28 protein-coding genes are annotated in these 25,543 nt (G+C 60.9%); 15 read left to right on the top strand and 13 right to left on the bottom strand.

Annotated features, from left to right (window positions below):
- The first annotated feature begins 3 nt into the window (after window positions 1-3).
- The 13 genes from B7X30_RS09405 (at window position 4) to tolA (ending at window position 9,355) form a co-directional block, all read left to right on the top strand.
- Entirely contained in the window at window positions 4-636 is a 633-nt protein-coding gene (locus tag B7X30_RS09405; protein WP_276709837.1) for a riboflavin synthase, read from the top strand.
- Window positions 629-1,441, top strand: a complete 813-nt coding sequence (locus B7X30_RS09400; protein ID WP_276709839.1) for a class II glutamine amidotransferase — start codon at window positions 629-631, stop codon at window positions 1,439-1,441. The genes B7X30_RS09405 and B7X30_RS09400 overlap by 8 nt, the downstream gene beginning before the upstream one ends.
- Before the next feature lie 146 nt (window positions 1,442-1,587).
- Window positions 1,588-2,166, top strand: coding sequence for an Antimicrobial peptide resistance and lipid A acylation PagP (locus tag B7X30_RS09395; protein ID WP_013106713.1), 579 nt, complete (start codon window positions 1,588-1,590; stop codon window positions 2,164-2,166).
- A 76-nt stretch (window positions 2,167-2,242) separates the two neighbouring features.
- Window positions 2,243-3,376, top strand: coding sequence for a bifunctional 3,4-dihydroxy-2-butanone-4-phosphate synthase/GTP cyclohydrolase II (gene ribBA, locus B7X30_RS09390; RefSeq protein ID WP_276709845.1), 1,134 nt, complete (start codon window positions 2,243-2,245; stop codon window positions 3,374-3,376).
- Between the two features lie 52 nt (window positions 3,377-3,428).
- Complete coding sequence (gene ribH / locus B7X30_RS09385; RefSeq protein ID WP_013123949.1) at window positions 3,429-3,914, top strand: 6,7-dimethyl-8-ribityllumazine synthase; 486 nt, start codon at window positions 3,429-3,431, stop codon at window positions 3,912-3,914.
- Window positions 3,911-4,309: a transcription antitermination factor NusB gene (gene nusB / locus B7X30_RS09380; RefSeq protein ID WP_286730344.1), complete on the top strand. Its 399-nt coding sequence runs from the start codon at window positions 3,911-3,913 to the stop codon at window positions 4,307-4,309. The genes ribH and nusB overlap by 4 nt, the downstream gene beginning before the upstream one ends.
- Window positions 4,310-4,494: 185 nt before the next feature.
- Entirely contained in the window at window positions 4,495-5,676 is a 1,182-nt protein-coding gene (locus tag B7X30_RS09375) for a pyridoxal phosphate-dependent aminotransferase (protein WP_276708828.1), read from the top strand.
- Between the two features lie 10 nt (window positions 5,677-5,686).
- Window positions 5,687-6,208, top strand: coding sequence for an ATPase (locus tag B7X30_RS09370; protein WP_276708827.1), 522 nt, complete (start codon window positions 5,687-5,689; stop codon window positions 6,206-6,208).
- On the top strand, window positions 6,205-6,417 hold the full coding sequence (locus B7X30_RS09365; protein WP_013106719.1) for a hypothetical protein: 213 nt from the start codon (window positions 6,205-6,207) through the stop codon (window positions 6,415-6,417). The genes B7X30_RS09370 and B7X30_RS09365 overlap by 4 nt, the downstream gene beginning before the upstream one ends.
- Window positions 6,414-6,896, top strand: coding sequence for a tol-pal system-associated acyl-CoA thioesterase (ybgC, locus tag B7X30_RS09360; RefSeq protein ID WP_276708826.1), 483 nt, complete (start codon window positions 6,414-6,416; stop codon window positions 6,894-6,896). The genes B7X30_RS09365 and ybgC overlap by 4 nt, the downstream gene beginning before the upstream one ends.
- A gap of 143 nt (window positions 6,897-7,039) precedes the next feature.
- Entirely contained in the window at window positions 7,040-7,792 is a 753-nt protein-coding gene (gene tolQ / locus B7X30_RS09355) for a protein TolQ (RefSeq protein ID WP_013106721.1), read from the top strand.
- Window positions 7,793-7,842: 50 nt separating this feature from the next.
- Window positions 7,843-8,310, top strand: a complete 468-nt coding sequence (locus tag B7X30_RS09350; RefSeq protein ID WP_013123955.1) for a biopolymer transporter ExbD — start codon at window positions 7,843-7,845, stop codon at window positions 8,308-8,310.
- Between the two features lie 46 nt (window positions 8,311-8,356).
- A complete protein-coding gene (tolA, locus tag B7X30_RS09345; RefSeq protein ID WP_276708823.1) occupies window positions 8,357-9,355 on the top strand; it encodes a cell envelope integrity protein TolA in 999 nt (332 codons plus the stop codon).
- Here tolA and dnaE read toward each other — a convergent pair whose 3' ends face one another.
- The 3 genes from dnaE to B7X30_RS09330 all read right to left on the bottom strand — a co-directional run bounded on the left by dnaE (window position 9,356) and on the right by B7X30_RS09330 (window position 13,385).
- A complete protein-coding gene (gene dnaE, locus B7X30_RS09340) occupies window positions 9,356-12,796 on the bottom strand; it encodes a DNA polymerase III subunit alpha (RefSeq protein WP_286730343.1) in 3,441 nt (1,146 codons plus the stop codon).
- A gap of 38 nt (window positions 12,797-12,834) precedes the next feature.
- Complete coding sequence (locus tag B7X30_RS09335) at window positions 12,835-13,005, bottom strand: HepT-like ribonuclease domain-containing protein (protein WP_286730342.1); 171 nt, start codon at window positions 13,003-13,005, stop codon at window positions 12,835-12,837.
- An 89-nt stretch (window positions 13,006-13,094) separates the two neighbouring features.
- Entirely contained in the window at window positions 13,095-13,385 is a 291-nt protein-coding gene (locus B7X30_RS09330; protein WP_286730341.1) for a nucleotidyltransferase family protein, read from the bottom strand.
- Between the two features lie 191 nt (window positions 13,386-13,576).
- Here B7X30_RS09330 and B7X30_RS09325 point away from each other — a divergent pair, with 191 nt between their 5' ends.
- On the top strand, window positions 13,577-14,809 hold the full coding sequence (locus tag B7X30_RS09325; protein WP_276726755.1) for a cation:proton antiporter: 1,233 nt from the start codon (window positions 13,577-13,579) through the stop codon (window positions 14,807-14,809).
- Window positions 14,806-15,939: a YbdK family carboxylate-amine ligase gene (locus tag B7X30_RS09320; RefSeq protein WP_286730340.1), complete on the top strand. Its 1,134-nt coding sequence runs from the start codon at window positions 14,806-14,808 to the stop codon at window positions 15,937-15,939. Before B7X30_RS09325 ends, B7X30_RS09320 begins: the two co-directional genes overlap by 4 nt.
- Before the next feature lie 28 nt (window positions 15,940-15,967).
- Here B7X30_RS09320 and B7X30_RS09315 read toward each other — a convergent pair whose 3' ends face one another.
- The 10 genes from B7X30_RS09315 to B7X30_RS09270 are packed head-to-tail and all read right to left on the bottom strand — an operon-like array spanning window position 15,968 to window position 25,416.
- Entirely contained in the window at window positions 15,968-17,086 is a 1,119-nt protein-coding gene (locus B7X30_RS09315; protein WP_286730339.1) for a glycosyltransferase, read from the bottom strand.
- A 23-nt stretch (window positions 17,087-17,109) separates the two neighbouring features.
- The gene (locus tag B7X30_RS09310) at window positions 17,110-18,276 is read right to left on the bottom strand and encodes a glycosyltransferase family 4 protein (protein WP_286730338.1); all 1,167 of its coding nucleotides are present in this window, start codon (window positions 18,274-18,276) and stop codon (window positions 17,110-17,112) included.
- 14 nt (window positions 18,277-18,290) lie between these two features.
- Window positions 18,291-19,208 carry a GDP-mannose 4,6-dehydratase gene (locus B7X30_RS09305; protein ID WP_286730337.1) on the bottom strand — a complete coding sequence of 306 codons (918 nt, stop codon included), beginning with the start codon at window positions 19,206-19,208 and terminating at the stop codon, window positions 18,291-18,293.
- Window positions 19,205-19,660: a PIN domain-containing protein gene (locus B7X30_RS09300; RefSeq protein ID WP_286730336.1), complete on the bottom strand. Its 456-nt coding sequence runs from the start codon at window positions 19,658-19,660 to the stop codon at window positions 19,205-19,207. The genes B7X30_RS09305 and B7X30_RS09300 overlap by 4 nt, the downstream gene beginning before the upstream one ends.
- Window positions 19,650-19,883, bottom strand: a complete 234-nt coding sequence (locus tag B7X30_RS09295; RefSeq protein WP_286730335.1) for a type II toxin-antitoxin system Phd/YefM family antitoxin — start codon at window positions 19,881-19,883, stop codon at window positions 19,650-19,652. The genes B7X30_RS09300 and B7X30_RS09295 overlap by 11 nt, the downstream gene beginning before the upstream one ends.
- Before the next feature lie 60 nt (window positions 19,884-19,943).
- Window positions 19,944-20,978, bottom strand: coding sequence for a GDP-mannose 4,6-dehydratase (gene gmd / locus B7X30_RS09290; protein ID WP_286730334.1), 1,035 nt, complete (start codon window positions 20,976-20,978; stop codon window positions 19,944-19,946).
- A 6-nt stretch (window positions 20,979-20,984) separates the two neighbouring features.
- A complete protein-coding gene (locus tag B7X30_RS09285) occupies window positions 20,985-22,079 on the bottom strand; it encodes a DegT/DnrJ/EryC1/StrS family aminotransferase (RefSeq protein ID WP_286730333.1) in 1,095 nt (364 codons plus the stop codon).
- Window positions 22,080-22,082: 3 nt separating this feature from the next.
- Window positions 22,083-23,663, bottom strand: a complete 1,581-nt coding sequence (locus B7X30_RS09280) for a glycosyltransferase (protein ID WP_286730332.1) — start codon at window positions 23,661-23,663, stop codon at window positions 22,083-22,085.
- A 14-nt stretch (window positions 23,664-23,677) separates the two neighbouring features.
- Entirely contained in the window at window positions 23,678-24,916 is a 1,239-nt protein-coding gene (locus B7X30_RS09275; protein ID WP_286730331.1) for a glycosyltransferase family protein, read from the bottom strand.
- On the bottom strand, window positions 24,913-25,416 hold the full coding sequence (locus B7X30_RS09270; protein WP_286730330.1) for an acetyltransferase: 504 nt from the start codon (window positions 25,414-25,416) through the stop codon (window positions 24,913-24,915). The genes B7X30_RS09275 and B7X30_RS09270 overlap by 4 nt, the downstream gene beginning before the upstream one ends.
- Window positions 25,417-25,543 lie beyond the last annotated feature (127 nt).

The raw sequence follows: 25,543 nt of genomic DNA, 5'->3' as shown, positions 1-25,543 counted from the left end.
CTCATGTTCACCGGACTCATCACCAGCGTCGGCCGCATCGCCGAAGTCACCCCCCTCGGTTCCCAGGCCAGTCACGGCAAACGCGTGCGCCTGCAGGTCGATCCGGCCTGGCTGCAGGGCGTAGAGCTCGGCGAGAGCATCGCCGTCAGCGGCGCCTGCATGACGGTGGTGGATCTTCAGCCCTGTGGCTTTGCCTTCGACATTTCGGCCGAAAGTCTGGCGCGTACCACGGGGCTGAACGTGCCGGGCGCCCGGGTCAATCTGGAACAGTCGGTCGCGCTGTCCACCAAGCTGGGCGGCCATCTGGTCACCGGCCATGTGGACGGCGTGGGTCAGGTGGCCCGGTTCGAGCCCATCGGCGAATCCTGGCTGCTGGAGGTGGACGCGCCCGCCGCTTTAGGCAAGTTTTTTGCGTACAAGGGCTCCATCGTGATCAACGGCGTGAGTCTGACGGTCAACCGCGTCGAAGATCTGCCGGAGCGTTGCCGCGTGAGTATCAACCTCATTCCGCACACCCTGCAGCACACCAATCTGCATCAACTTCGCGAGGGCAGCGCGGTGAATCTCGAAATCGACCTCATCGCCCGCTATGTCGAGCGCATGCTGGGCGCACCGGAGGGTCGGAAAGATGTGTGAGTTGTTCGCCTACTCCAGCCGTGTGCCCGCGCGGGTGCGGTTCGCCTTTCGTGAATTCGCGCGCCACGGCGGGCCGCACGCCGCCAATCCCGACGGCTGGGGCGCGGCGTATTACGAGGGCAGCGACGCGCATGTGCTGCGCGAAGCCCAACCCGCGCTGACCAGCGCCTTCGTTCCGGTGCTCGAAAAGCACGACTTTCACAGCCCGCTAGTCATCGCGCATATCCGCCGCGCCTCGCGCGGCCCGGTGACGCTGGTCAACACCCAGCCGTTCGCCCGCGAGCTGTTCGGCAAGCGCCACCTCTTTGCCCACAACGGCGATCTGCCGGACATCGAGCAGGCGCTTCCGCTGGCGCATGCAGCGCACCGCCCGATGGGCCAGACCGATTCCGAACATGCCTTCTACGTGCTCATGCAATCGCAGCAAGTGCTCGATGCGGCGGGTGAGAGCGGCGACCTCAAACGCCGCATCGAAGTGGTCTCCGACTTCGCGGCCAAATTGCGTGCCCTTGGCGCGGCGAACTTTCTGTTCACCGATGGCGACCTGCTGTTCGCTCATGCGCATCGCCGCCGCAGTCATCCGGGCAACACCTGGGTGCCCGGTTTGCACCTGCTCATGCGCGAAGCCGCCAGCGAGCATCAGATGCGCGCTTCTGGGCTGCACGTTCAGGGCCGCGACGACAAACCCGCGCCCGCCGTGATGCTCGCCAGCGTGCCCCTCACCCCGGAAGACTGGGAGCCCCTGCCCGAAAATACGCTGCTCGTCGTCCAGCAGGGCCGATTGATCGCGCGCCTCGGTGCTTGATCATTGCCCCGATCAGCGCCCCAACCCGGCTCTGAACAGCGCTTGAGTCGGCCACACACATGCCGCCCGTTGCAAACGGACACAGGCTCAACCTTTTGCGCTGATAAAGTCTGGCCCGACTTCCCTGAGACGCCCGCCACGAGCCCATGAAACATTTTCCAGCCCGCCTTCTATCCACTTTCGCCCTCCTCTGGCTGGCCCTGGTTCCCCGCGCGAGTTGGGCGCTGGGGCTGGGCGGCGTATCCGACTGGGCGCAGTCCACCTGGAATGCCGCGGTCAGCACCACCCAGACCGGACAGGACGATCTGTACTTCAGTGGCTACACCTGGCACGACCCCGGCACCTACACCGCCGCTAAACGCGCCACGCTCAACAAACACGCCTGGGGCATAGGCTGGGGCCGCCATCACATCAATGCCGACGGCAACGAAGACATGGTGTACGCCATGATCTTCTCCGACTCGCACTGGAACGCCGAGCCCGTGGTCGGCTACGCCCATCAGTGGATGTTCAACAACGACGCGCCGGTGGGCTTCGGTCTGGGCTACACCCTGGCGGTGACCTCGCGCGCCGACATCTTCCACAACATCCCCTTCCCCATCGCGCTGCCCATCGCCTCGATCCGTTTCGGCAGGCTGTCGATTTATGGCACCTTCATCCCGAAGGTGAACAACAAGCTCAACAACGGCAACGTCGCGTTTTTCTTCGGACGTTACGAATTCTGACAAGGCAAGCGGCGCAAGCGCGCCGGGTGAGGCGGTTTTAGAATGTTGGGCTTTTCAGCAGCGCCCCGTCCCCATCATGCCCCTGTCCCCCGTTCCCGACATCATTGCCGAGCTCAAGGCCGGGCGCATGGTCATTCTGGTCGATGAGGAAGATCGCGAAAACGAGGGCGATCTGGTCATTGCCGCCGAGCACATCACCCCGCGGGCCATCAATTTCATGGCCACGCATGCGCGCGGTCTTATCTGCCTGACCCTCACCGCCCAGCGCTGCGCGCAGCTTGGCCTGCGGCATATGGTCGAGCACAACGGCTCTTCGCACGGCACCGCCTTCACCGCGTCCATCGAAGCTGCCGAAGGCGTCACCACGGGCATTTCGGCGGCCGACCGTGCGCGCACCGTGCAGGCCGCCGTGGCGCGCAACGCACAGGCCAGTGACATCGTGCAACCGGGTCACATCTTCCCGCTGATGGCCGCTGAAGGCGGCGTGCTGATGCGCGCCGGGCACACCGAGGCCGGCTGCGACCTCGCCGCTCTGGCCGGGCTGGAACCCGCCGCCGTGATCTGCGAGGTGATGAACGCCGACGGCACCATGGCCCGCCTGCCCGATCTCGAACAATTTGCCGCGCAGCACGATCTGAAAATCGGCGCCATCGCCGATCTCATCGAATACCGCAGCCGCACCGAATCGCTGGTGCAGCGCGTAGGCGAACACCCCATGCAGACGCCGTTCGGCCCCATGCGCTGCGTGGCCTATACCGATCGCGCCGGTCATGGCCTGCATCTGGCGCTGGTGCATGGCGACCTGGCCGCGCAGGCCGCGCCGCTGGTGCGGGTGCACGAGCCCCTGTCCGCTCTCGACCTGCTCGATGCCGCCTGCCAGCGCCATTCCTGGAATCTGCCGCAGGCGCTTGGCCGCATCGTGCGCGAAGGCGTGGGCGTGGCCGTGCTGCTCAACTGCGGTGAATCGGCCGCGCAATTGAAAAGCCAGTTTGAGCGCTTGTTGCAGCCGGCGGCCACGCCGCCCAAATCGGGCGTCACCGCCTTGCGCGACTACGGCATTGGCGCGCAAATCCTGCGCGATCTCGGCGTGCGCCAGATGCGCCTTCTCGGCCAGCCGCGCAAAATGCCCAGCATGGCAGGCTATGGGCTGGAGATCGTCGGCTTCGAGTCCGCACAGGACAGCGCCCCCACCCTTGCGCCCGGCGCGTAAGCTGTTGCCCTTCTGCGCCCCGCGGCGCGCCACTCCTCTGCACTCCAACGCCATGCAAAACGTCCAGAACCGCATTCTTTCCGAACAACTCGATGGCCGTGAGCTGCGCGTCGCCGTGGTGCAGGCCCGCTTCAACACTGCCATTACCGACCGCATCACCCAGTCCTGCCTCGACGAACTCCAGCGCCTGGGCGTGAACGAAGACGATATCGGGCTCTACACCGTCCCCGGCGCGCTCGAACTGCCGCTGATGCTGCAGGCGCTGGCCGAGAGCGAGGCCTTCGATGCGCTCATTGCCATCGGCTGCGTGATTCGCGGTGACACCTATCACTTCGAGGTCGTCTGCAATACCAGCGCGGCCGGTATCGCTCAGGTGGCGCTCGACTACAACATGCCGGTGGCCAACGGCGTGCTCACCGTGGAAAACGAAGCGCAGGCCGAAGCCCGCATCGACAAAGGGGCCGAATGCGCCCGCGTCGCGGTGGAAATGGCCAACCTGTTCATCGACATCAGCGACAACGACGACGAGGCCGCATGACCGCAACCACCGCCCCCAAAAGCGCGCGGCGCAAGTCGCGCGAGCTCGCGTTCCAGGGCATTTATGAATGGCTGCTCGCCGGCAGCGATACCGGCGCGATCGAAGCCTTTCTGCACGAACGCTACCCCACCATCAAGCTCGACGACGATCACTTTCAGTCGCTGCTGCATGGCGCGCTGGCCGAGGCCGGGCCGCTCGACGCCCTCATTCAGCCGCACATCGACCGCCAGACCAGCGAGCTTTCCCCGGTAGAGCACGCCCTGCTGCTGATGGGCGCCTTCGAGCTGCAGCGTCATCTCGACGTGCCCTATCGCGTGGTCATCAACGAAGCGGTCGAACTCGGCAAGGTGTATGGCGGCACCGACGGCTATAAATACGTCAACGGCGGCCGCTAACCAGTCGCACCCGCAAGCGCAGCCCACGGCCACCGACTTCAGCCCGCCGCCCAACCCCTACGCGAACGTGCCCGTCAGCCACAAGGCCAAAGCCCCGCCGCGACGTGCGGCCGCTTCTTTCCCCCGGCGCGCCAGTGCCAGCCCGCGCCCGCCGCGCAAAGACTGATCTCCCTCTGATAGCCGCCATGCGCTTAGCCCAACGCAACCAGTCCATCGAACCCTTCTACGTCATGGACGTGGTGCGCGCCGCGGCCGAACAACAAACGGCCTGGGAAGCGCAGGGCAGGCGCATGATCCATCTCAGCGTGGGCGAGCCCGATTTCACCGCGCCCGAACCCGTGGTCGAAGCCGCCACCCGCGCGTTGCGCGACGGCCGCACCGGCTACACCCTGGCGCCCGGCCTGCCTGCGCTACGCGAGCGCATCGCGCAGCACTACGCCCAGGTGCACGGCGTGACGCTCGATCCCGCGCGCGTGTTCATCACTGCGGGCGCCTCGGGCGCCCTCACCTTGGCCAGCCTGCTGCTGTTCAATCCGGGCGATGCAGTGCTCATGCCCGACCCGAGCTATCCGTGCAACAAGAACTTCGTGGCCGCTGCAGGAGCCCGGGCGCGCATGCTGCCCGCCCCCGCCGCGCAACGCTTTCAGCTCACCGCCAGCGAAGTCGAGGCCGCGTGGACGCCGCAGACCGCTGGGGTTTTGCTGGCCTCGCCCTCCAACCCCACCGGCACCTCCATCGCGCCAGACGAGCTGCGCCGCATCGCCGACGTGGTGCGCGCGCGCGGCGGGGTGAGCATCGTCGACGAAATCTATCTGGGCCTCAGCTATGAAGCCGGCTACGGCCACACCGCGCTAGCCGCGGGCGACGACATCATCACCGTCAACAGCTTCTCCAAATACTTCCAGATGACCGGATGGCGGCTGGGCTGGCTGGTCGTGCCGCCCTCGCTCGTCGCCCCGCTGGAGCGCATGGCCGGCAATCTGTTCATCTGCGCCAGCAGCGTGGCGCAACATGCCGCGCTGGCCTGCTTCGAGCCCGACACCCTGACTGAATACGAACGCCGCCGCGCCGAGTTCCAACGCCGCCGCGACCTGATCGTGCCCGGCCTCGAAGCCTTGGGCCTGCGCGTGCCCGTGCGGCCGGACGGCGCGTTTTATGTGTACGCCGACTGCTCTGCCTACAGCGCAGACAGCTGGGACTTCTGCTTCGAGGTCATGCGCGATACCGGCGTAGTGCTCGTACCCGGCAAAGACTTCGGCACCGCCGAGCCCCAGCGCTACTTCCGCCTGAGCTACGCCAACAGCATCGCCAACCTGCAGGAAGCGCTGGCCCGGCTACGCGGCTATCTGGAACGCAAGGTGGCATGAAAATCGCCCAATGAACCTGGAGCATCGCATCCTGCTGATCGCGGGGCCGAATGGCGCTGGGAAAACCACCTTCGCCAAGATTTTCCTGCCCGAAGCGGATTACAGCGACTTCATCAATGCCGATCTCATCGCCTCGGGCTTATCCCCATTCGATCCCGATAGGGCTGCTCGACGCGCTGCGCGCCTGATGCTGGAAGAAATTGACTTACGGGTGAAAAACGGGAAAAGCTTCGCCCTGGAAACCACCCTCAGCGGGCGCGGCTATGCCGCACAAATTCCACGGTGGCGTGCATTGGGCTATCACGCCAAGCTCGTGTTTTTGTCCTTGCCCGATGCGGAAATGGCAGTACAGCGTGTGGCGGCCCGTGTGGCACAAGGCGGGCATGCCATCCCTGAAGCCGTCATCCGACGCCGTTTTTCAGCCGGATTACTCAATTTCCATCATCTCTACAAACCGTTGGTGAACGCCTGGGCACTTTATGACAACTCGGGTGATCTACCCTCTCTGATCAGCAGCGGGGACAACCCATGACCATCTCTCCGATCAAGCACACCCCGCCTTCTGTCGACCCCGATCTGCAAAAAGTCGAGCCCGCCCTGCGCCGTGCAGCCCAAAGCGCGCGTGAGCTCGCGCTGCGTACCGGCACGCCTTGCTATGTCTGGCGCGATGGCAAGCTGATCAACATTGGCAGCCCGCAGATGAATCCCTCAGCCGACACCCACACCACCGAGAAGGCATGAACTCGACCGCCAGACCTTCGGCGCAAGCCCCTTGCCTCGCTGTTTTCCACTGGCCCGTGCGGGTGTACTGGGAAGACACAGACGCCGGGGGTATCGTCTATTACGCCAACTATCTCAAGTTTTTCGAGCGCTCGCGCACGGAATGGCTGCGCAGCCTGGGGCTGGCACAGTCGGAGCTGGCGGCGCAATCGGGCCTGGTATTCGTCGTGGCCGACGTGCATCTGCGCTACGCCGCCCCCGCCAAACTCGACGACGCGCTGCAGATCCAGCTTCGCTTGCAGGACATCGGCAGCGCCAGCCTCACCGTCGCGCAACAGGCCTGGCGCTGCGACGCCAGCGGCGCGCCCGCCGCGCTGCTGTGCGAGGCCACGGTGCGCGTGGGTTGCGTGGCGGCGGCCACGCTGCGACCATCGCGCATTCCGCGGGAAGTCTTCGACCGCGTCACCCGCTGGGCAGCGCCTGCTTCACCCGCACCCTGAGTTGCAACCCTTCCTGTCGTGAACCTTTTTTCCGCAATCCTGTCTTCTCCGCAGCGGCCGCGCCCGTTGGGGATTTGTTGTAATGCAGGCTGTCTCTCCTGAGCCGCGCGCTCACTCTCCCACTACTACAGCCAGACCTCCCTATGGATCAAAACTTCTCCATCGTATCCATGGTGCTCGGCGCCAGCATCGTGGTGCAGCTGGTGCTCGCCCTTCTGCTCTCCGTATCGCTGGCGAGCTGGACCGTCATCTTCCGCAAATATTTCGCCATCAAGTCGGCGCGGGTGAAGTCTGAAGACTTCGAACAGGAGTTCTGGTCGGGCACGGGGCTCAACGACCTCTACCAATCGGCGCTGAGCAACGGCCGCCACGGCAGCCCGCTGCAGCGCATCTTCGCCTCGGGCATGCGTGAATACCTCAAGCTGCGCGAGCGCCATGTGCTCGACGGCTCCACCCTGGTGGACGGCGCCCGCCGCGCCATGCGCGCCGCCTTCCAGCGCGAGATGGACGCGCTCGAAGCCAACTTGTCCTTTCTCGCCTCGGTCGGCTCAGTGTCGCCCTATGTCGGCCTGTTCGGCACGGTGTGGGGCATCATGCACGCCTTCGTCGGCCTGTCCAATCTGCAGCAGGTCACGCTGGCCACCGTGGCGCCCGGCATTGCCGAGGCGCTGGTGGCCACGGCCATCGGCCTGTTCGCCGCCATCCCCGCGGTGATCGCCTACAACTTCTTCGCCCGCGACATCGACCGCCTGGCCAATCGCTACGAGTCGTTCACCGAAGAGTTTTCCAACATCCTGCAGCGCCAGAGCACGCCCGCGCCGAGCGCCGCGCAGTCGGCCGCGGCAGCAAGCGCCGGGCGAGCCGGGCCGGTCACCGGCTTTGGCGGAGGGCGCTGAGATGACGCTACCGCGCTCACTTCGTTCGCTGATCCCTGGGAACTTCTGACATGCCCGCCCTCCAATCCAGCAGTCGTGGGCATCGCTCGCGGCGCGCTCTGGCCGACATCAATGTCGTGCCCTATATCGACGTCATGCTGGTGTTGCTGATCATTTTCATGGTCACCGCGCCGCTCATCACGCCGACCATGGTCAAGCTGCCCACCGTGGGCAATGCACCGCAGGCGCCCAGTACCTTGGTACAGGTCACCATCCAGAAGGACGACATGCTCGAAGTCTCGCTGCGCGACCCCAAGAGCAAGGCCGCCAACGCCGCGCCGCAGCCCGTCAGCCTCAAGGACTTGCCGCAGACCGTGCAGCAACTGGCCGCGCAGGCTGGCCTCAGCCTCGATGCCATGCCGGTGCTGATCGCCGCCGACAAAAACGTGAAGTACGACGCGGTGATGCGCGCGCTCAATCTGCTCAAACAACACGGTGTGGAGCGCGTGGGCCTGGCCGTCCAGTCCAACCCATCCTGATGCGTTTTTTCTCCCGTTTTTTAGCCCGGTTTTTTCCCCTTTTCCCATGAACACCGCGCGCTTATCCCCAGGCGACCCCTCCGCGCTGCGGCCGCCGCACGAACGCGGCACGCTGCGCGCCTTCGGCCTGGCCGCCCTGTTCCACCTACTGCTCATTGCCCTCATCGCCTTCGGCGTGCACTGGAAGAGTCACCCGCCCGAAGCGGTGGAGGCCGAGTTGTGGTCGCCCACGGTGCAGCGCGCCGCGCCCCGGCCCACCGCGCCGATGGAACGCAAGCAGCCGCAACCCCGGCCGCAGCCCGCCCCTCCGCCACCGCCACCGCCCAAACCCGTGGCGGCCCCCAAACCCGAGCCGCAGGTGCAACAGGCCGACATCGTGCTGAAGCAAGAGCGCGAAGCCGCGCTCAAAAAACAGCAGGCCGAGCAACAGACGCTGATCGAAAAACGGCTCAAGGAAGAACAGAAAAAACTCGCCGAAGAAAAGCAGCGCCTGGCCGAGCAAAAGCAGCAGCAGGAACTCAAACAACAACAGTTGGCCGAACAGCGCAAACAGCAGCAGGAAGAAAAACTGCGCCAGGAAAAGCTGGCCGAGCAAAAAAAGCTGGCTGAACAAAAGCGGCTAGCCGAGCTGAAGCAGAAAAAACTGGAGCAGCAGCAGGCGCAGCTTGCCGCCTCGTCGCGCGACGATTACATGAAGCAGTTGATGCAGCAGGCGGGCACCGGCGCGGCCAACAGCACAGGTACTGCGGCGCGCACCTCCGGTCCGTCGGGCACGTATGCGGCGCGCATCGCCAGTCTGGTGCGGGAGAACGTGACCTATCCCGAGATCAACCAGATCACCGGCGATCCGCGGGTGACGGTGCTGGTCAACCTGGCGCCGGACGGCACCGTGCTCACCGCGAAAATCGAGCGCTCCAGCGGTGTGACGAGCTGGGATCAGGCCGTGCTACGCGCCATCGAGCGGGTGCACCACTTCCCGCCCGACAGCAACGGCAAGATCTGGACGCCGATGTTGGTCAAAGCCGGGCCGCGCGACCCAAGCTGATCAGTAGTCGATCTCCGCCCGGCCGTCTTTCGAGATCTGGGCCAAGGCGCTCAGGATCGGATCGGTGGGTGGCAGGCGGCAGGCCGGCACACTCAGGCGCACTTGCGCCCCGGCGCGTTCGACGTCGAGCAGCAGCGGCAAGCCATCTTCGCTGGCGTGCTGGCGGGCCAGCCCCACCAGCGGCTCGGCCGAGCTGGCGCCGTTGAGTTTGAGACGGATACTTTTTCCCAAGCGGGCGCGGGCCTCTTCGAGCGTCCACACCGCGTCGGCGTTGAAACGCAGCCCGCCATTGAAGCGGTCGGTCTGTGCCTTGCCACGCAGCACCAGCAGGGCGTCGTCGCGCAGGCGGTCGCGCACGGTGTCGAGCAGGCTTTCGCCGATGACGATCTCCATCGCCCCGGAGCGATCTTCGAGCGCGAGGATGGCGATGCGCCCGCGCTGCGACTGCACCAGACGCACCCCGGCCGCGATGCCCGCGATAAGCACCGGGTCGCGCGAATCGACCAGATCCATCAGCGCAGTCGGGGCGAAGCGCCGCACCTCCTCGGCGCTGGCGTCGAACAGATGGCCGCTGAGGTAGTAGCCGATGGCGGTTTTCTCAAAGGAGAGCTTGGTGCGCAGATCCCAGGGCTCGACCTCGGGCAGCAGCGGCTCGTGCGCCGGGTTGTGGTCGCCATCGGCGGCGTCGGCGGCGAACAGGTCGAACAGCCCGGCCTGCTGCCGGGCGGCCTCGCGCTGCGCGGCGTAGTCCATCGCGGTTTCCACCGCGGCCATCACCGCGGCACGCTCGGGGTGCAGGGTGTCGAACGCGCCGGCCTTGGCCAGAGCTTCGAGCACGCGCTTGTTGAGGCGGGTGCGATCCACCCGTTCGGCAAAGTCGAACAGCGAAGTGAAAGGCCGCTCTTGCCGCGCAGCGATCACGGCCTCCACCGCAGCCTGGCCGTTGCCCTTGATGGCGCCCAAGGCGTAGCGGATGGTCTTGCTGTCCACCGGATCGAAGCGCCACTGCGAGGCGTTCACATCGGGCGGCAGCACGGCAATACCCCGCGCCTGCGCATCTTCCACCAGCACCTTGAGCTTGTCGGTGTCGTCGAGGGCGATGCTCATGTTGGCCGCGAGGAATTCGGCGGGGTAATGCGCCTTCATCCAGGCCGTCTGCACGGCGAGCAGCGCGTAGGCGGCGGCGTGCGATTTGTTGAAGCCGTAGCCCGCGAACTTCTCCATCAAATCGAAGATCTCGTTGGCCTTCTCCGGCTTGATGCCGTTTTTGGCCGCGCCTTCGGCGAAGATGCCGCGGTGCTGCGCCATCTCCTCGGGCTTTTTCTTGCCCATGGCGCGGCGCAGCAGGTCGGCGCCGCCGAGCGAGTAGCCACCGATGACCTGCGCCACCTGCATCACCTGCTCCTGATAGACCATGATGCCGTAGGTTTCCTCCAGCACCGAGGCCATGCGCGGGTCGGGATAGACCACGTCTTCCTTGCCCGCTTTGCGCGCGCAGTAGGTGGGAATGAGGTCCATCGGGCCGGGGCGGTACAGCGCCACCAGGGCGATGATGTCCTCAAAGCGGTCGGGCTTGGCGTCACGCAACATGCCTTGCATGCCGCGCGATTCGAGCTGGAACACGGCGACGGTGTCGCCCTTGGCCATGAGTTTGTAGCTCTTGGGGTCGTCCAGCGGAATGTCTTCGAGTTTGAAGTCGGCGCGGTCGGGGTGGTTGCGGCGGATGAGTTGCGCGCCCAGCTCCAGGATGGTCAGCGTAGCCAGGCCGAGAAAGTCGAACTTCACCAGCCCGGCGGCTTCGACATCGTCCTTGTCGAATTGTGAAACGGCGTCGGTGCTGCCCGGCTGCGCATACAGCGGGCAGAAGTCGGTAAGTTTGCCCGGCGCGATGAGCACACCGCCAGCATGCATGCCGATATTGCGCGGCAGGCCTTCGAGCTGCTGGGCGAGATCGAGTAGTTGCCTGACCTCCTCTTCCTCCTCGTAGCGCTGCGCCAGCAGGGGCTCCTGCTTGAGCGCGTCGGCTAGTGAGATGTGCTGGCCCGGCTTGGCGGGAATGAGCTTGGCGATGCCGTCGCAGAAGGTGTAGCTCAGATCGAGCACCCGCCCGACGTCGCGCACCGCGGCGCGCGCGGCCATGGTGCCGAAGGTCGCGATCTGCGACACGGCTTCGACGCCGTATTTCTCTTTCACATAATCGATGACGCGGTCGCGGTTTTCCTGGCAGAAGTCGATGTCGAAGTCGGGCATGGACACCCGCTCCGGGTTGAGAAAGCGCTCGAACAGCAGCGCGTACTCCAGCGGGTCGAGGTCGGTGATGCGCAGGCTATACGCCACCAGCGAGCCCGCGCCCGAACCCCGCCCCGGCCCCACCGGGCAGCCGTTGTTCTTGGCCCAGTTGATGAAGTCGGCCACGATGAGAAAGTAGCCCTCGAAGCCCATCTTGGCGATGATGCCCAGCTCGTACTCCAGCCGCTGCTGATAGCGCGGGCGGGCCGCTTCGCGCTGGTCGGCCTGCGGATAGAGCACGGCCAGCCGCTGCTCCAGTCCTTCCTGCGCCTGCTGGCGGAAGAACTCGGCGGGGGTCAGTCCCTGCGGCGTGGGGAACAGCGGCAATTGCGGTTTTCCCAGATCGAGCACCAGATTGCAGCGCTGGGCAATCGCCACGGTGTTGGCCAGCGCCGAGGGCACATCGGCAAACAGCGCCTCCATCTCGGCCTGCGACTTGAAATATTGCTGAGCAGTGAACTTGCGCTGGCGGCGCGGGTTGCCCAGGGTTTCGCCCTCGGCGATGCACACCCGCGCTTCGTGGGCATCGAAGTCGTCGGCCTTGAGGAATTGCACCGGGTGCGTTGCCACCACCGGCAAACCCAGTTCGGCCGCCAAGGGCACCGCCGCCTGCACGTGGGGCTCGCACGCGGCATGACCGCCGCGCTGCAACTCGATGTAGAAGCGCCCCTCGAACACAGCCGCGTGCTGCCGCGCCAAGTCACGCGCGGTGGCCGTGTCGCCCTGCAGCAGCGCCTGCCCAATGGCACCTTCATGCGCACCCGAGAGCGCGATCAGACCTTCGGCCAGCCCGCCCTCCAGCCATTCCCACTGCACCACGGCACGGCCGCGCTGCTGGTTGTCCAGCCAGGCCCGACTGAGCAGATCGCAGAGGTTGAGATACCCGGTGCGGTTCTGCACCAGCAGCAGCAGCCGTGTGAACTGCCCCGGATGGCGGGCGCTGCCCAGCAGCACATCACAGCCGATGATCGGCTTGACCCCGGCGTCCAGCGCGGCTTTGTAGAACCGCACGGTGGCAAACAGGTTGTTGAAATCGGTGATCGCCAGCGCCCCTTGCCCGTCGCGGACGGCCGCGGGCACCATGTCGTCCACGCGCAAGGCGCCGTCGACGATGGAGTATTCAGTGTGGGTGCGAAGATGGACGTAGGACATCGGGGTATTTTAGGGAGGCGCCGATCCCTGGTGCACACTCAATGAGCCGCCAATTTCTGCACCTCGGCCAGCACCAACGACCTCATGCGAGGCAGTTCTACCAGCGTGGTCTGCCACACAATGCCAAGGTCCACGGTGAAGTAGCCGTGAGCCACCGCATTGCGCAAACGATAGGCGTCGGCCAGTGCGGTCTCGGGATGCCGCTGCAAAAAATCCGGATATGGGCGAGATAGTCTGCCAGCCGCAGCGCATTCCGATTCAATGGGACACCCTCTGCGAAGTTCGCCTGTGAAGAGGCTTACACCGGCTTCGCTTCGGTGAGCACCTGGTCCCGGAACTTGGGCGGCAAGGCATTCGGCGTCAAAACGTCCACAAGCACGCCAAGCAGGCGCTCCAAAGCATTGCTAATGGCGTTCAGATCGAACAGTGAGGTTTCAGGCAGGGGATCGACCAGTAAATCAAGGTCACTGCCTTCCGTATCGTCGCCGCGCAAAACCGAGCCAAACACACGCGGATTTCTTGCATGGCGCGCCTCCACGATGCTGCGAATGGCAACACGGTGCGCGTATAAAGCCTCAGAAGGTTTCATCCGGCCGACTCCATGAAAGTTTGCGAACCATCATAACGCGGGTCTCAAAATTTTCGAGATCGCGTTATTTCAACATTTACTGCTTCTATTTTCCCTCTTTTCCGCCCATCTTTCCTGCAAATTCCCGCTCTGCTATGGTGTCAACCAAGGCAGCGACGACTGCCTATTTCACACACCGGAGACCCCGCAAGATGATCAACAGCTACCTGCCCGCATGGCCCTTGCATCCTGACGGGGTGTTCTGGGTGGGTGCCGCGCTGGTGTTGGCCACGCTCACGGGGGAATCGGTGTTTCGCTTTCTCAAGTGGCCGCGGCTGGTGGGCTATGCCGCGGCCGGCATGATTCTGGCCGCAGGCGGGGCGGGGCTCAATGTGTATGAGCTGCAGAACAGCGCCCGCGCCATTGTCGATACGGCCCTAGCCGTGCTGCTCTTCGAGATCGGCCACCGGGTGAATCTGCGCTGGCTGCGCGCCAATCCGGCGCTGCTGGGCATGAGCCTGCTCGAATCGGCGTTGGGCTTTGGCGCGGTGTGGATCACTCTGGTCTTCCTGGGCTTCACCGCGTTGCAGTCGGCCATCGTGGCTGGGCTGCTCATGGCCACCTCGCCCGCAGTAGTGCTGCGCATCAGCAGCGAGTTTCGCACCAACGGGCAGGTGACCGAGCGCCTGCTGCTGCTCTCGGCCCTCAACACCTTTTACGCCCTGCTGGTCTGCAGCCTGCTGCTGGGCATGATGGACGCCGACGGCCCGCAGGGCGCGGCCGCCTCGGCGCTGCATCTGCTGTACCTGCTCGGCGGCTCGGTGCTGGCGGCGGCGCTGCTGGCCTGGGCGGTGAACTGGGTGGAGCGGCATTTCGACTTCCGCGACGAGGGCGGGGCGCTGATGCTCGTCGGCCTCATTGTGCTCACCCTCTCGGTCACCCGCATGCTCAACTGGTCGGCTCTGCTCACGCCTCTGCTGGCCGGCGCGCTGCTGCGCTGGCGCAGCCCCAGGCCCCGGCTGTGGCCGCGCCATTTCGGCACGGCGGGCGGTGTGCTCATGGTGCTGCTCTTCCTCATTCTGGGCCTGAGCCTCAACGCCCGCATTCTGCTGGCGGGCGGGCTGGCGGCGGCGTTGGTCATCGTCGTGCGGCTGGTGGCCAAGCTCGCCGGGGCGCTGGCGTTCGGCCGCGTCAGCGGCGCGAGCTGGCGGCAGTCTGTCGCGCTGGGCCTATCGCTCAACCCGGCCGCGGGCGTGAGCTTCGTGCTCGCGTTGAGTTTTCTCGGCAGCTCGGCCGGGGCGGCGCTGCACCCCATGCTGGCCGTCGCGTTCAGCGCTATCGCCCTGCTCGAACTGCTCGCCCCGCTGCTCACCCGCTGGGCGCTGGGCTATAGCGGCGACATCGCCCCAGGCCCTGTCAGCCGCACCACGGGAGGAAACGCATGAGTCTGGGGCCATTCACCAAATCAGGCGCCTTGAGCATCGGCATCGAGCTGGAGCTGCAGATCGTCAACCGGCACAACTACGACCTCATGCCCTGCGCCCCCGACCTGCTGCGGCTGCTGCAAGGCCACAAGCTGCCCGGGGTGGTCACGCCGGAAATGACCGAGAGCATGATCGAGCTCGCCACCGGCATCTGCACCGGTTATGACGACGCCCTCGCCCAGCTCACCGAGATTCAGGGCGCACTGGTGGAAGCCGCCAACAAGCTCGACGTGGGCCTGGCCGGCGGCGGCACTCACCCCTTCCAGCACTGGGCGCAGCAGCGCATTTTCGACAAGCCGCGCTTTCTCCAGCTCTCCGAGCTGTACGGCTACCTGAGCAAGCAGTTCACCGTGTTCGGCCAGCATGTGCACCTGGGCTGCCCCGACGCCGACACCGCGCTCTACACCCTGCACTGCATCTCCCGCTTCATTCCGCACTTCATCGCCCTTTCCGCCTCGTCGCCGTATGTGCAGGGCGAAGACACCGGCTTTCACTCCGCGCGGCTGAACTCGGTGTTCGCCTTCCCGCTCTCGGGCCGCGCGCCCTTTGCCCTGACGTGGGAAGACTTCGAGCGCTACTTCGACAAAATGACCGCCACCGGCGTGGTCAAGAGCATGAAAGACTTCTATTGGGACATCCGCCCCAAGCCCGAGTACGGCACCATTGAAGTGCGCGTGATGGACACCCCGCTCACCATCACCAAGGCCGCGCGCATCGCCGCCTACATCCAGACCCTGGGCGCCTACATTCAGCGCGAGCGGCCCTTCCAGCCGCAGGAAGACGACTTCCTCGTCTACACCTTCAACCGCTTTCAGGCCTGCCGCTTCGGTTTCGACGGCACCTTCGTCGACCCCGCCACCCGCGAACACCGCACCCTGCGCGAAGACCTCATCCGCACCCTCGTCAAACTGGAAGGCCACGCCGCAGACTGCAAATCCGACGTCGCCCTGCGCGAGTTACTGACCGACGTCAGCGCCCGCGGCAACGATGCCGAGTGGATACGCGAGGTGTTCTCACGCGAGCATCACCTGCCTGAAGTGGTTCGGCAGCAGGCGGGGCGGTGGATGACGGCGAGCCCGTACAAAGCCTGAGCCAGCTGGCTGGCAAGCGCGGTGACGTTCAGATCAGCGATTGGTAAAGCGCAAGGGTCTGATTGACCATGGCCTCCACGCTGAAGCTCTGCAACACACGGGCCCTGCCCGCCTCGCCCAGCCGATGCGCCAGAGCTGGATCGGCAAGAACCCGGTTCAGCGCCCCAGCCAGGGCCGTAGCATTACCAGGCGGCACCGTCAGTGCGCACACGCCCTCTGGCGCCAAGGCGTTGACCCCGTTGTGCAACCAGGTGTTGACCACCGGCTTGCCACAAACCATCGCCTCCGCCTGCACGATGCCAAAGGCCTCCGCCGTGGCAACTGAAGACAGGCAATACACATCACAGGCATGAAAGTAGGCGGGCAGATCCACCTCGGAAATCTCTCCGGCGAAGTGCACCTGGGCGCCCGTGCTACGGGCAAGTTCGCGCAACTCGGCGCTCATCGGCCCACTGCCGCCCAGCAGCAAGACGGCAGGTACCGCCGCCATGGCCCGGATCAACACATCAAAACCCTTGTAATACACATGCCGCCCGAGGGCGAAAACCAGAGGCTTGTGACCGTGCTGGGCACGCAGCGCCTCGGCCTTGCGCTGCACGGCCTCGGTCAGCGCGAGAAGCCGGGTATCGATACCGTAAGGAATGACGTGGCGCTTCTCAAAGGGAACGAAGCGGTCCATCTGCGTCGAGTTCAGGTGCGCCTGCGTCGCCCCCACCACGGCGTCTAGCCGCTTGAGCAGGTGCGGTGCAAGCTGCTGGTACAGCGGCCCCAGAACCCGCTGGCGCACGATGTCGCTGTGCCAGCTCACCACATGCGCGGGCTCCCCCGGCACCAGACTCGCCACCACATGCGCGAAAGGGTCGGGCCAATGCTGGTGCACCACGTCAAAGCGCCTCACCTGCGCCAATTGCCGGGCACACCCAATCATCGCCGGGGCAATGGCCTGACTGCCCAAGTGCCCCCAAACGCCCACTGGCTCCACCCGCACGCCATCAACCAGCCGCGAACTGGCGCGGCCCGTAGTGTCGTAAACCAGCACCGAAACATCCACCCCCGCCGCCGCAAGCCCGCGCGTGAGCGTCTCCACATGGCGCTCCATGCCCCCCGGCCGCTCGAAGGCGTATTTGGCGATATGCAGAACGCGCATCAAAGACTCAACTCAATAGGGCATCAGGCGAGGCTGCGGTAGACCGCCAAAGTTTGCTGCGCGCACTTCTCCCAACTGAACGTTTTGGCACGTTCCAAGCCGCGCTCTGCGTGCTGTCTCGCCAACTGGGCGTCGTCGAGCAAGCGATACAAACCCTCGCGGATGGCCTCGGTGGAAAGAGGATCGACCTCCAATGCCGAGCCCGCCGACACCTCGGGAAGCGAGGTGACGTTCGAGGTCAACACAGGCGTTCCGCTGGCAAACCCTTCCAACACCGGCAGACCAAACCCTTCATAGAGCGACGGGTAGGCAAAAACGGCTGCGGCTGAATACAGATCGACCACTTGCGAGCGCGGCAGGTAGCCCGTGCGCACAACTTCGCCTTTGGCTTCTAGCTCCCTCACCCGTGAAAGCAGGGTCGAATCGCGCCAGCCGCCGCCGCCCACAAGGACCAGCGGGCAGGCGCGGCGCGTGGCCGCAGGCAAGGCGGCATAAGCGGCCACCAGACGCTCCACGTTTTTGCGGGGTTCCAGAGTGGCGACGGAGAGCACAAAGCCACGGTACCGAAGACCGAAGGCCTTCAAGGTCTCTGCGACCTCGTCCGATGCTCTCACGCGAAAGTCTGCGTCCGCGCCGAGGTGGGTGACAAACAGCTTGCTTGCCGGAATGCCATACACCTCTGCAAGCTCACTCGCGACAAAGTGCGAATCGGTGACCACCCGATCGGCCCGCGCGAGCGCCGAGGCCAAATGCTTGTCGAGGAACGCCACCCGCTCAGCAGGATGAAACTGCGGATAACGCACATGCGAGAGGTCGTGCGCCGTGATGACCAAGGGGCCGGCATATCGCACCGGGATGTAGTTCGGCTCGTGATAGACAAACCCTTCGCTGGCCAAGACGCCAATACGGCGACCATCCTGCCATTCGCGCAACGCCTGCCTTGCCGCGTAGGCCCCTGGAACACTCCGCATCGCTACCTTCAGCGCTGCGAGTCTGCCCCGTGGGCTCAAGGCCGGGGAGGCATGGGGAGACCGATCTTCATTCACATAGGCGTGAAGCGCCTCACCTCGATAAATGCGCCCCCCCAGGAAACCCGCCACGGCATCCAGTTCTCCCGTGGCCGTCAGCGCCTCAATGAGATGTTGCGTGTAAAGGCCAATCCCGGTGCGCGGCGGCAACAGCGACTGCACATTGAACAGAACTTTCAAGCCACAGCTCCAAGGGACGTATCACCCTGCAGCATCCACGCCAGAGTGTCTTCCAGGGCATGGCGAGGAGCAAACCCGAGGGCTTCTGTGAGCTTGTGGTGCGAACCACGAAGCACGGGAATCTCGTTCGGCCGCACGAAGGCCGGGTTGACTTCCACGGCCATGGTGTGACCCGTCTTGCGGGTCATGATGTCCAGCACGGTGCGCAAGGCCACCGCCTTGCCCGAACAGACGTTGAAAACCTCCGACTGCACATCCGACTCCAACAGCCCCATGTAAGCCGCAGCCACATCGCGCACGTCCGAGAAGTCTCGGCTGACGTCCAGATTGCCCAGCTCGATCTTGGCCGCGCGGCGCTTGAAATGACTCACGATCTTGGGAATGAGAAACTTCTCGTCCTGCCCTATCCCGGTGTAGTTGAACGGCCGCGTCATCACGATGGGCAATCGGTCAAACCAGGTGCGCACCATGTATTCCATCGCGAGCTTGCTGCAGGCGTAGTGGTTGACCGGCGCGGGGCAGACCGATTCATCGATGACCTCGACACCCGGCGTGCCGTAGATATTGGCCGAGCTGGCTATCAGCACCTTGCGAGGCAACTCGGGCAACGCCGCCAGGGCTTCGAGCAAATTCAACGTGCCGAACAAGTTAACGTCGTAAAACGCACGCGCATCCGCATGCCCCACAAAAGCCAGCGCAGCCAAATGCACCACATGCGTGGGCCGCACCTGCGCCACGGCCTCATGCACGGCCTGGGCATCGGTGAGCTCGCAGGCGATTTCTTCAGGGCACTGTGGTGAGCCTTGTACCAGACCCACCACCCTTGCACCGCTTGCGCGCAGTGCAGCAGCAAGGTAATGCCCTGTGAAGCCGCGCAGGCCGGTGATGAGAACGGTGTGCTGCTTGATGGTCATGGGCGCAATTGGGCCAAGAGCGGATGCGGAACGTCCGCATAAGGGTTGACGACCGTGACACCGCGCCATGTGAAGCCTTGTTGTAAATCTTCACTCAGCAAAACGCGACAGTGGTGGTCTGCGGCGACCGTGAGGATGAGCGCATCCCAAATCTGCAGGCCATGGTCTGCACACAAATCCATGGCGGCGATGAAAGCCGTGCCGGTGGAGTCTGCCACCTGAAAGGCATCGGCCCAGGCCAGCACGGCATCCCGCGCAAGCTCGGCAGGGCGTAACGCTTTACCTCGCAGCACGCGAAACAATTCGCCCAGGCATTGCGCCGGAATGAGCACATCGCCCAGCGCCAAGTGCTCGATCAGTGCAAGGCTGGCATCGCGCTTTGCTGCGCTGCCCACACCTTCCGCGTAGGCAAGCACGTTCGTGTCTAGCGCAACGCGCAGATCAACGGTCATACAGCTCTTCGCGCGTCCAGGGAGGCAGATTTTGCGGCAGTTGTTTTTGCAGGCGCTGCAAGAGTGCACGTCTCGCCACTAAATGACCCTGCCCTGCCGAAACGGCACGCATGGTGGCGACGGATTTGCCGCGAGACAGAATGACAACCTGCTCGCCCTGGCTCACATCACGCAGGAGTGCGGAAAAATGCCGATTGGCCTCGCCAGCGGAAATGGTTTTCATGTGCGCCCCAATGAGTAGTGTTGAGCACTAATTGTAGTCGTACACATCCATTGCGATCGTTCAAAAAGACGCCCCTGCCGCATTCCTGCGCAAGTCCGCCTCCACCATCATGGCGCACAGTTGCTCAAGCGTGGTGGTCGGCTCCCAACCGAGTTTGGCCTTGGCCTTGGCCGGATTGCCAATGAGCAAGTCAACCTCGGCTGGCCGGTAAAACTTCGGATTGATGGAGACGATGGTCTTGCCCGTGGCGGTATCGATGCCCCGCTCTTGCTCATTTTTCCCCTGCCATTCGAGCGCGATGCCAGCGCCTTTGGCGGCCATGGACACGAAGTCGCGCACCGTCTCGGTACGGTTGGTGGCAAGCACGAAGGTGTCGGGCTCGTCGGCCTGCAGCATGCGCCACATGCCCTCCACGTAGTCTTTGGCGAAGCCCCAGTCGCGCTTGGCGTCGAGGTTGCCGAGTTCCAGCACGTCCAGTTTGCCGAGCTTGATCTTGGCCATGCTGTCGGTGATTTTGCGGGTCACGAACTCGCGGCCACGCAGCGGGCTTTCGTGGTTGAACAAGATGCCGCTGCTGCCGAAGATGCCGTAGCTCTCGCGGTAATTCACCGTCATCCAATGGGCATACAGCTTGGCCACGCCATACGGGCTGCGGGGATAGAAGGGCGTGTCTTCCACCTGCGGAATGGCCTGTACCTTGCCGAACATCTCCGAGGTGCTGGCTTGGTAGAAGCGGATCTTCGGGTTGACGATGCGGATGGCCTCCAGCAGGTTCAGCGGCCCAATACCGGTGATCTGCGCCGTGGTGTGCGGCTGGTCGAAGCTGACGCCGACGAAGCTCTGAGCCGCGAGGTTGTAGACCTCCGTGGCACCCGTGCTCTGCAGCAGACGAATGGACGACCCCAGGTCCGTCAGGTCGTATTCGACCAAATGCAGGTTCGAATGCTTGGCAATGCCCAACTCTTCAATGCGCCAGAAATTAACGGAGCTAGTACGGCGGTACGTGCCGTAGACCGTATAGCCCTTCGACAGGAGGAGCTCCGCAAGATAAGCACCATCTTGGCCGGAAATTCCTGTAATAATGCAATTTTTCATATCAAATTAGCCAAAAAAATCATTAACCGTGTCTGCAACATACGCGACATCGTCTTCACTGAGAAGGGGTGAACTCGGCAAATTTACGGCCTTCGCCGCCAGTTCGCACGCAACCGGATAATGTCCGCTTGAAAATTTAGAATACATGGGCATCATGTGCGCCGGATAAAATCCAGGTCGAGTCTCAACACCGCGAGACTTCAAAAATTCCCGCAAACCATCTCTTGACCCACCATCGTTTACAGAGATAGTGCACATCCAAAACGAATTTGTTGTACCACCTATCTCCCAGTGCAATTTTGCATATTTAGGATCGATTTGGCTTCTATATTGCTCTGCTATTCTTCTCTTCTTACTCAAAATATAATCAAAATTCTCCAATTGACCGACCCCAATTGCAGCGCAAATATTGGTCATTCGATAATTATATCCTACAACGTCGTGCCAATATTCCTTATCACCAGCCAAACCTTGGCCGCGCAGCTTTCGCGCAGTGGTCAAGTACTCAGCGTGCACGCCAATGAGTGCCCCACCCTCACCAGTCGTAATTGTCTTATTACCAAAAAAACTTAATGTGCCAATATGACCAAACGTCCCAACCGATTTTTCACCAATCTTTGAACCGATAGCCTCCGCGCAATCCTCGACGACAAAAATATTATTGCACTCAGCTATTGCCATCAGTTGAAGCATGTCCGATGGCTGCCCATATAAATGAACTGCCATAATCGCTCGCGTTCTTGGAGTTATCGCACGCTCAACAGCACTCGGATCGATCTGCCACGAATTTTTTAACGAATCTACAAACACCGGAGTGGCACCAACATATGCAATTGCATTAACACTCGCAATATACGTAAACGTAGGCACTATAACCTCATCACCAGGGCCGATCCCAAGTGAGAGCAGCGCCAAATGTAGCGCTACGGTACCGTTGCAGACCGCAACTGAATCGACAGAGCCAGTGACCTGCCCCAGCATGCCCTCAAACTGACCGATGAATCGCCCTCGCGAAGAAATCCAGTTTGAATCAAGACATTCCTTTACGTATGCCTTTTCTGCCGCCCCGAGCATTGGCTCATATACCGGAATATTTTTCATTTCTCAATTTCCCTCAATGACATTCAAATAACTGCGCGCCATATCCGAGAAGGTGTACCCCTTGTGGACCTCTACAAGGACATGTTGCGCACGTACAAATTCGTCCCTTTCGGCCAAAACCACACGAATCATCTTCACGAGTTTATTTAAATCATACGGGTCAAAGAGCCACCCCGAAAATAAGGTCTCTGAAATTGAATATCTCAAAAACATTTCGCGGACAACTGGTATATCCGAAACAATTACGGGCGCGCCAAGAGCGACGGCGCGGGACACATTAAATATATCACCCCCCTCAGCCAAACTTGGGTGAACAACCGCAGCAGCGTTCGCGATCAGGAAATTCAGCATCGCGATGGGGACTGTTGGCAAGAACAAAATTTCACGATCGAGCCGTCTCTCCTGGATATATTCGAGAACTTCAGCCGAAATACTATGCGATGTACAAATAAGCTTTACTTGAACTTGCTCAACTCTCAATAATCTTTCAACTGCCTTAACCAGCGCAATCGTATTTTTATGAGGTCGATCTACCGAAGGGTAAATCAAATACTTTCCCTCGCCCCTCACGAGCATTTCGACTAATTCGATGTTCTTAACAGGAGGAACGCGAGCCCGTACAATCTGAAAAGCTTCTGATCTCGATGAAGTCCGCCCCATTTCATCTACAAAGAACCCTTGAGGAATGACGCTAATTTTCTCTGCAGAAACCGTCGGAAAAAATCGTCGCAGTTGCCGATCTCGGGTGTAATTCGAATAACAAATAACATGATCTGCATTGTTAATCGCTTTGGCGATAGAAATATGCAAATTCCCCCCCAAAACCCCTTGTGGATATCGACTCGGAAAAGCGGCCGTAACCAAATCCGGGAAAACAACGACCTTCCGCACTCTTCGAATAGATTCTGCAAGATATCCCTCAAACGCATTTATAAACAATATGCATTTAACTGATGCATCTGAATCAATAATTCGCCCCAATCGCCGCGACTCCAATCGATATGACGCTTCTAAAAATTTAAGTTTCTCGTTTTGAATGGTTGCGTCAATGCTCGATTTAAAATTCGCAAAAATCCGCAGGAAACGCATAATCCGCAGCCTTTGCGCGATAGCCCGCCGCTTCCTCCAAATCGCACGCCACGCTACAAGCGCACCTAACGCGAAAATCAAAGGAACCATCAACAATCCGAGTGGGACTAAAAGAACAGTCAACAACATTTTAGGAATTAAAGTTATTGGCGAAAAGTCCAACAACCGTGCAAATAGATCAATTAAACGATCACGCACGGCCTTCATCCTCCCTCCCGTCGATGCTCTGATCTTAGATTTCTTCATGGCTACGCCCCCCCATCGGGCATGCCTCAAAATCCAGCTTCCGGCCATTTCCGCTTTAATTTCAACTCTACCTAAATCAATTCCATTTGTTGTGAGCACCTTAATAAGGCCATCATAATGCCGGCGCGTGGTAAATACCCTAACTACCTCACCAATACCTGCTGCACCAATCACCAAATCAGCAAACAGTACGTTCAAACCCTCACTCGCCGAAGTTTCCGAGCTGCGCTGGTAAAATATAATATCCATAAATTGGTTATCAATTAGAGGCGATTGGAATGAAGGCCAATCTTAATCGTATCCCAAAATTCTGGCGCCGCCTGAATATATGTTTCTCTATCAAGAACCTCCTTACTTGGCATTCTTTCTCTTAGAGCATCTTGATTATTAATCATATATTTAATTTTTTCTGGCAAATTCGATCCATTTAAATCAAAAAATTCCATTCCTAACTGGAATTTCTCATCAATTTCCCGCATAGCCGCATAACCTGCTGATAAAGTTGGAGTTCCTAGCCTTGCAGCCTCTATCGCCGTATAGGTTCCATTATCAAACCGCGTGCTATGCAGGAGGAATGTTGATCGAGCGATCGTTGCTAAAAATGTCGCGTCGTCTAAATACCCTGTGAAATTCAGTGCCTTCCTTAAAAGCGGCGAGTTCTTAATTTTCTTCGCTACAGATTTAATATATGGGTGCGCATCAGCCCCGGAGAAATCCGGCGAAAATTGAAAAACTGAACCAATTACGTCGACATATATAGGTTCGGCGCATTCACTAAGAACTAAATCGATCGAATCCAATATTTCAAGATGATTTTCATGCTGCGAGTAGGTGGTCGCCCAAGATATTCTATTTCGGCTGCACACCTCTTTCGACAATGAATAACCAACATCCAGCATCGGATCGAAATCCAATGGCGCTCGCAATACTTTTTCAGAACGAGCACCTATGAAGTTAATTATATCTGATCTAGTTTGATTCGATGTTGCAATTATAAAATTCGCGCGCAATGAAATTCCAGCGCGCAGATCCATTAGGCGCCATCCATTTTCGTCAAATATATCAGGATAATACCGACATACATAGTCGTATACGACCACTGAATATGGCTTTTTAATTCTGGCCGAATATGGTATGTTGTCGGAGGCAATCAAATAAAAATCGGCCTCCTCAAAATTACTCATTCCGTCATTAAAGACAACTACATCCCGATTTGTTTCATCAATATTTTTTGAGCATTCTTCTTGAAATTCATCATAGACTTTAAAGAGATCGCTCGGCATAATTTGAAGCGTGAACTCCCTTGCATTTATGCCATAATTTCCTAACGACTCAATTGAGCCCTTTCTAAATTTTGTACCTTTCGGATATCCAAAGCTCACCCTCACCTCGTCTCCACGCTTCTTCGAGCCGATCACTAGCATTTTTGCCATGTTGACGGCACTTTTGAGCACTCCCCCTTCATAGGGCGCAGGCAATATTACGGCTATGTGTAAATTCATGATTTTTTATTGATTTCACGAGCTGCTGCACCTACAACGACCTGTGAATTTGGTATATTTCTCACCACAGCGGTACCCGCCCCAACAATGACTTTGCGGCCGATCCGAACGCCTGGTTTAATTGAAGACCCGACGCCAATTAACGCTTTTTCTCCTACATAAACTTGACCGGCTAAGGCGCAACCAGGAGCGACATGTGCACCGCTACGTATTTCGTTGTCGTGCTCTACGATTGCACCGGAATTTATGATCACAAAGCTACCAATCTTTGCATGAGTACCAACACTTGCATTCTGCAAGATAACGGCCCCGCGCGATATCGACGCAGATCTTGAAATATAGGCCCTTGGGTGTATTATTGCTGGGAATTCACACCCACCCTTCGAGAGAGTGCGCGCAATCTGTATTCTTTTTGTATTATCCCCCAAAGCAACGACAATATTCTGTATCCCGATATTTTTTATTACCTCCATCTCGCTTGCTCCCGAATAGACAGGCAAGTCATACAAGCTTAATTGGGAACCCAGATGTCGCGTCCCGTGTGATCATGTACCCATTCGAAGCTGGCCGCTGTACAGAGCAAGGGACGTGATGCGCGGCGTGGTGGAGTCCTTCAAAGGGGAGCAA

The sequence above is a fragment of the Thiomonas sp. 13-64-67 genome (assembly GCF_002282795.1).
Classification (GTDB): Bacteria; Pseudomonadota; Gammaproteobacteria; order Burkholderiales; family Burkholderiaceae_C; genus Thiomonas; species Thiomonas arsenitoxydans.
Note: the sequence above shows the minus strand (reverse complement) of the source record. Positions and strands in the feature narration are given on the sequence as shown.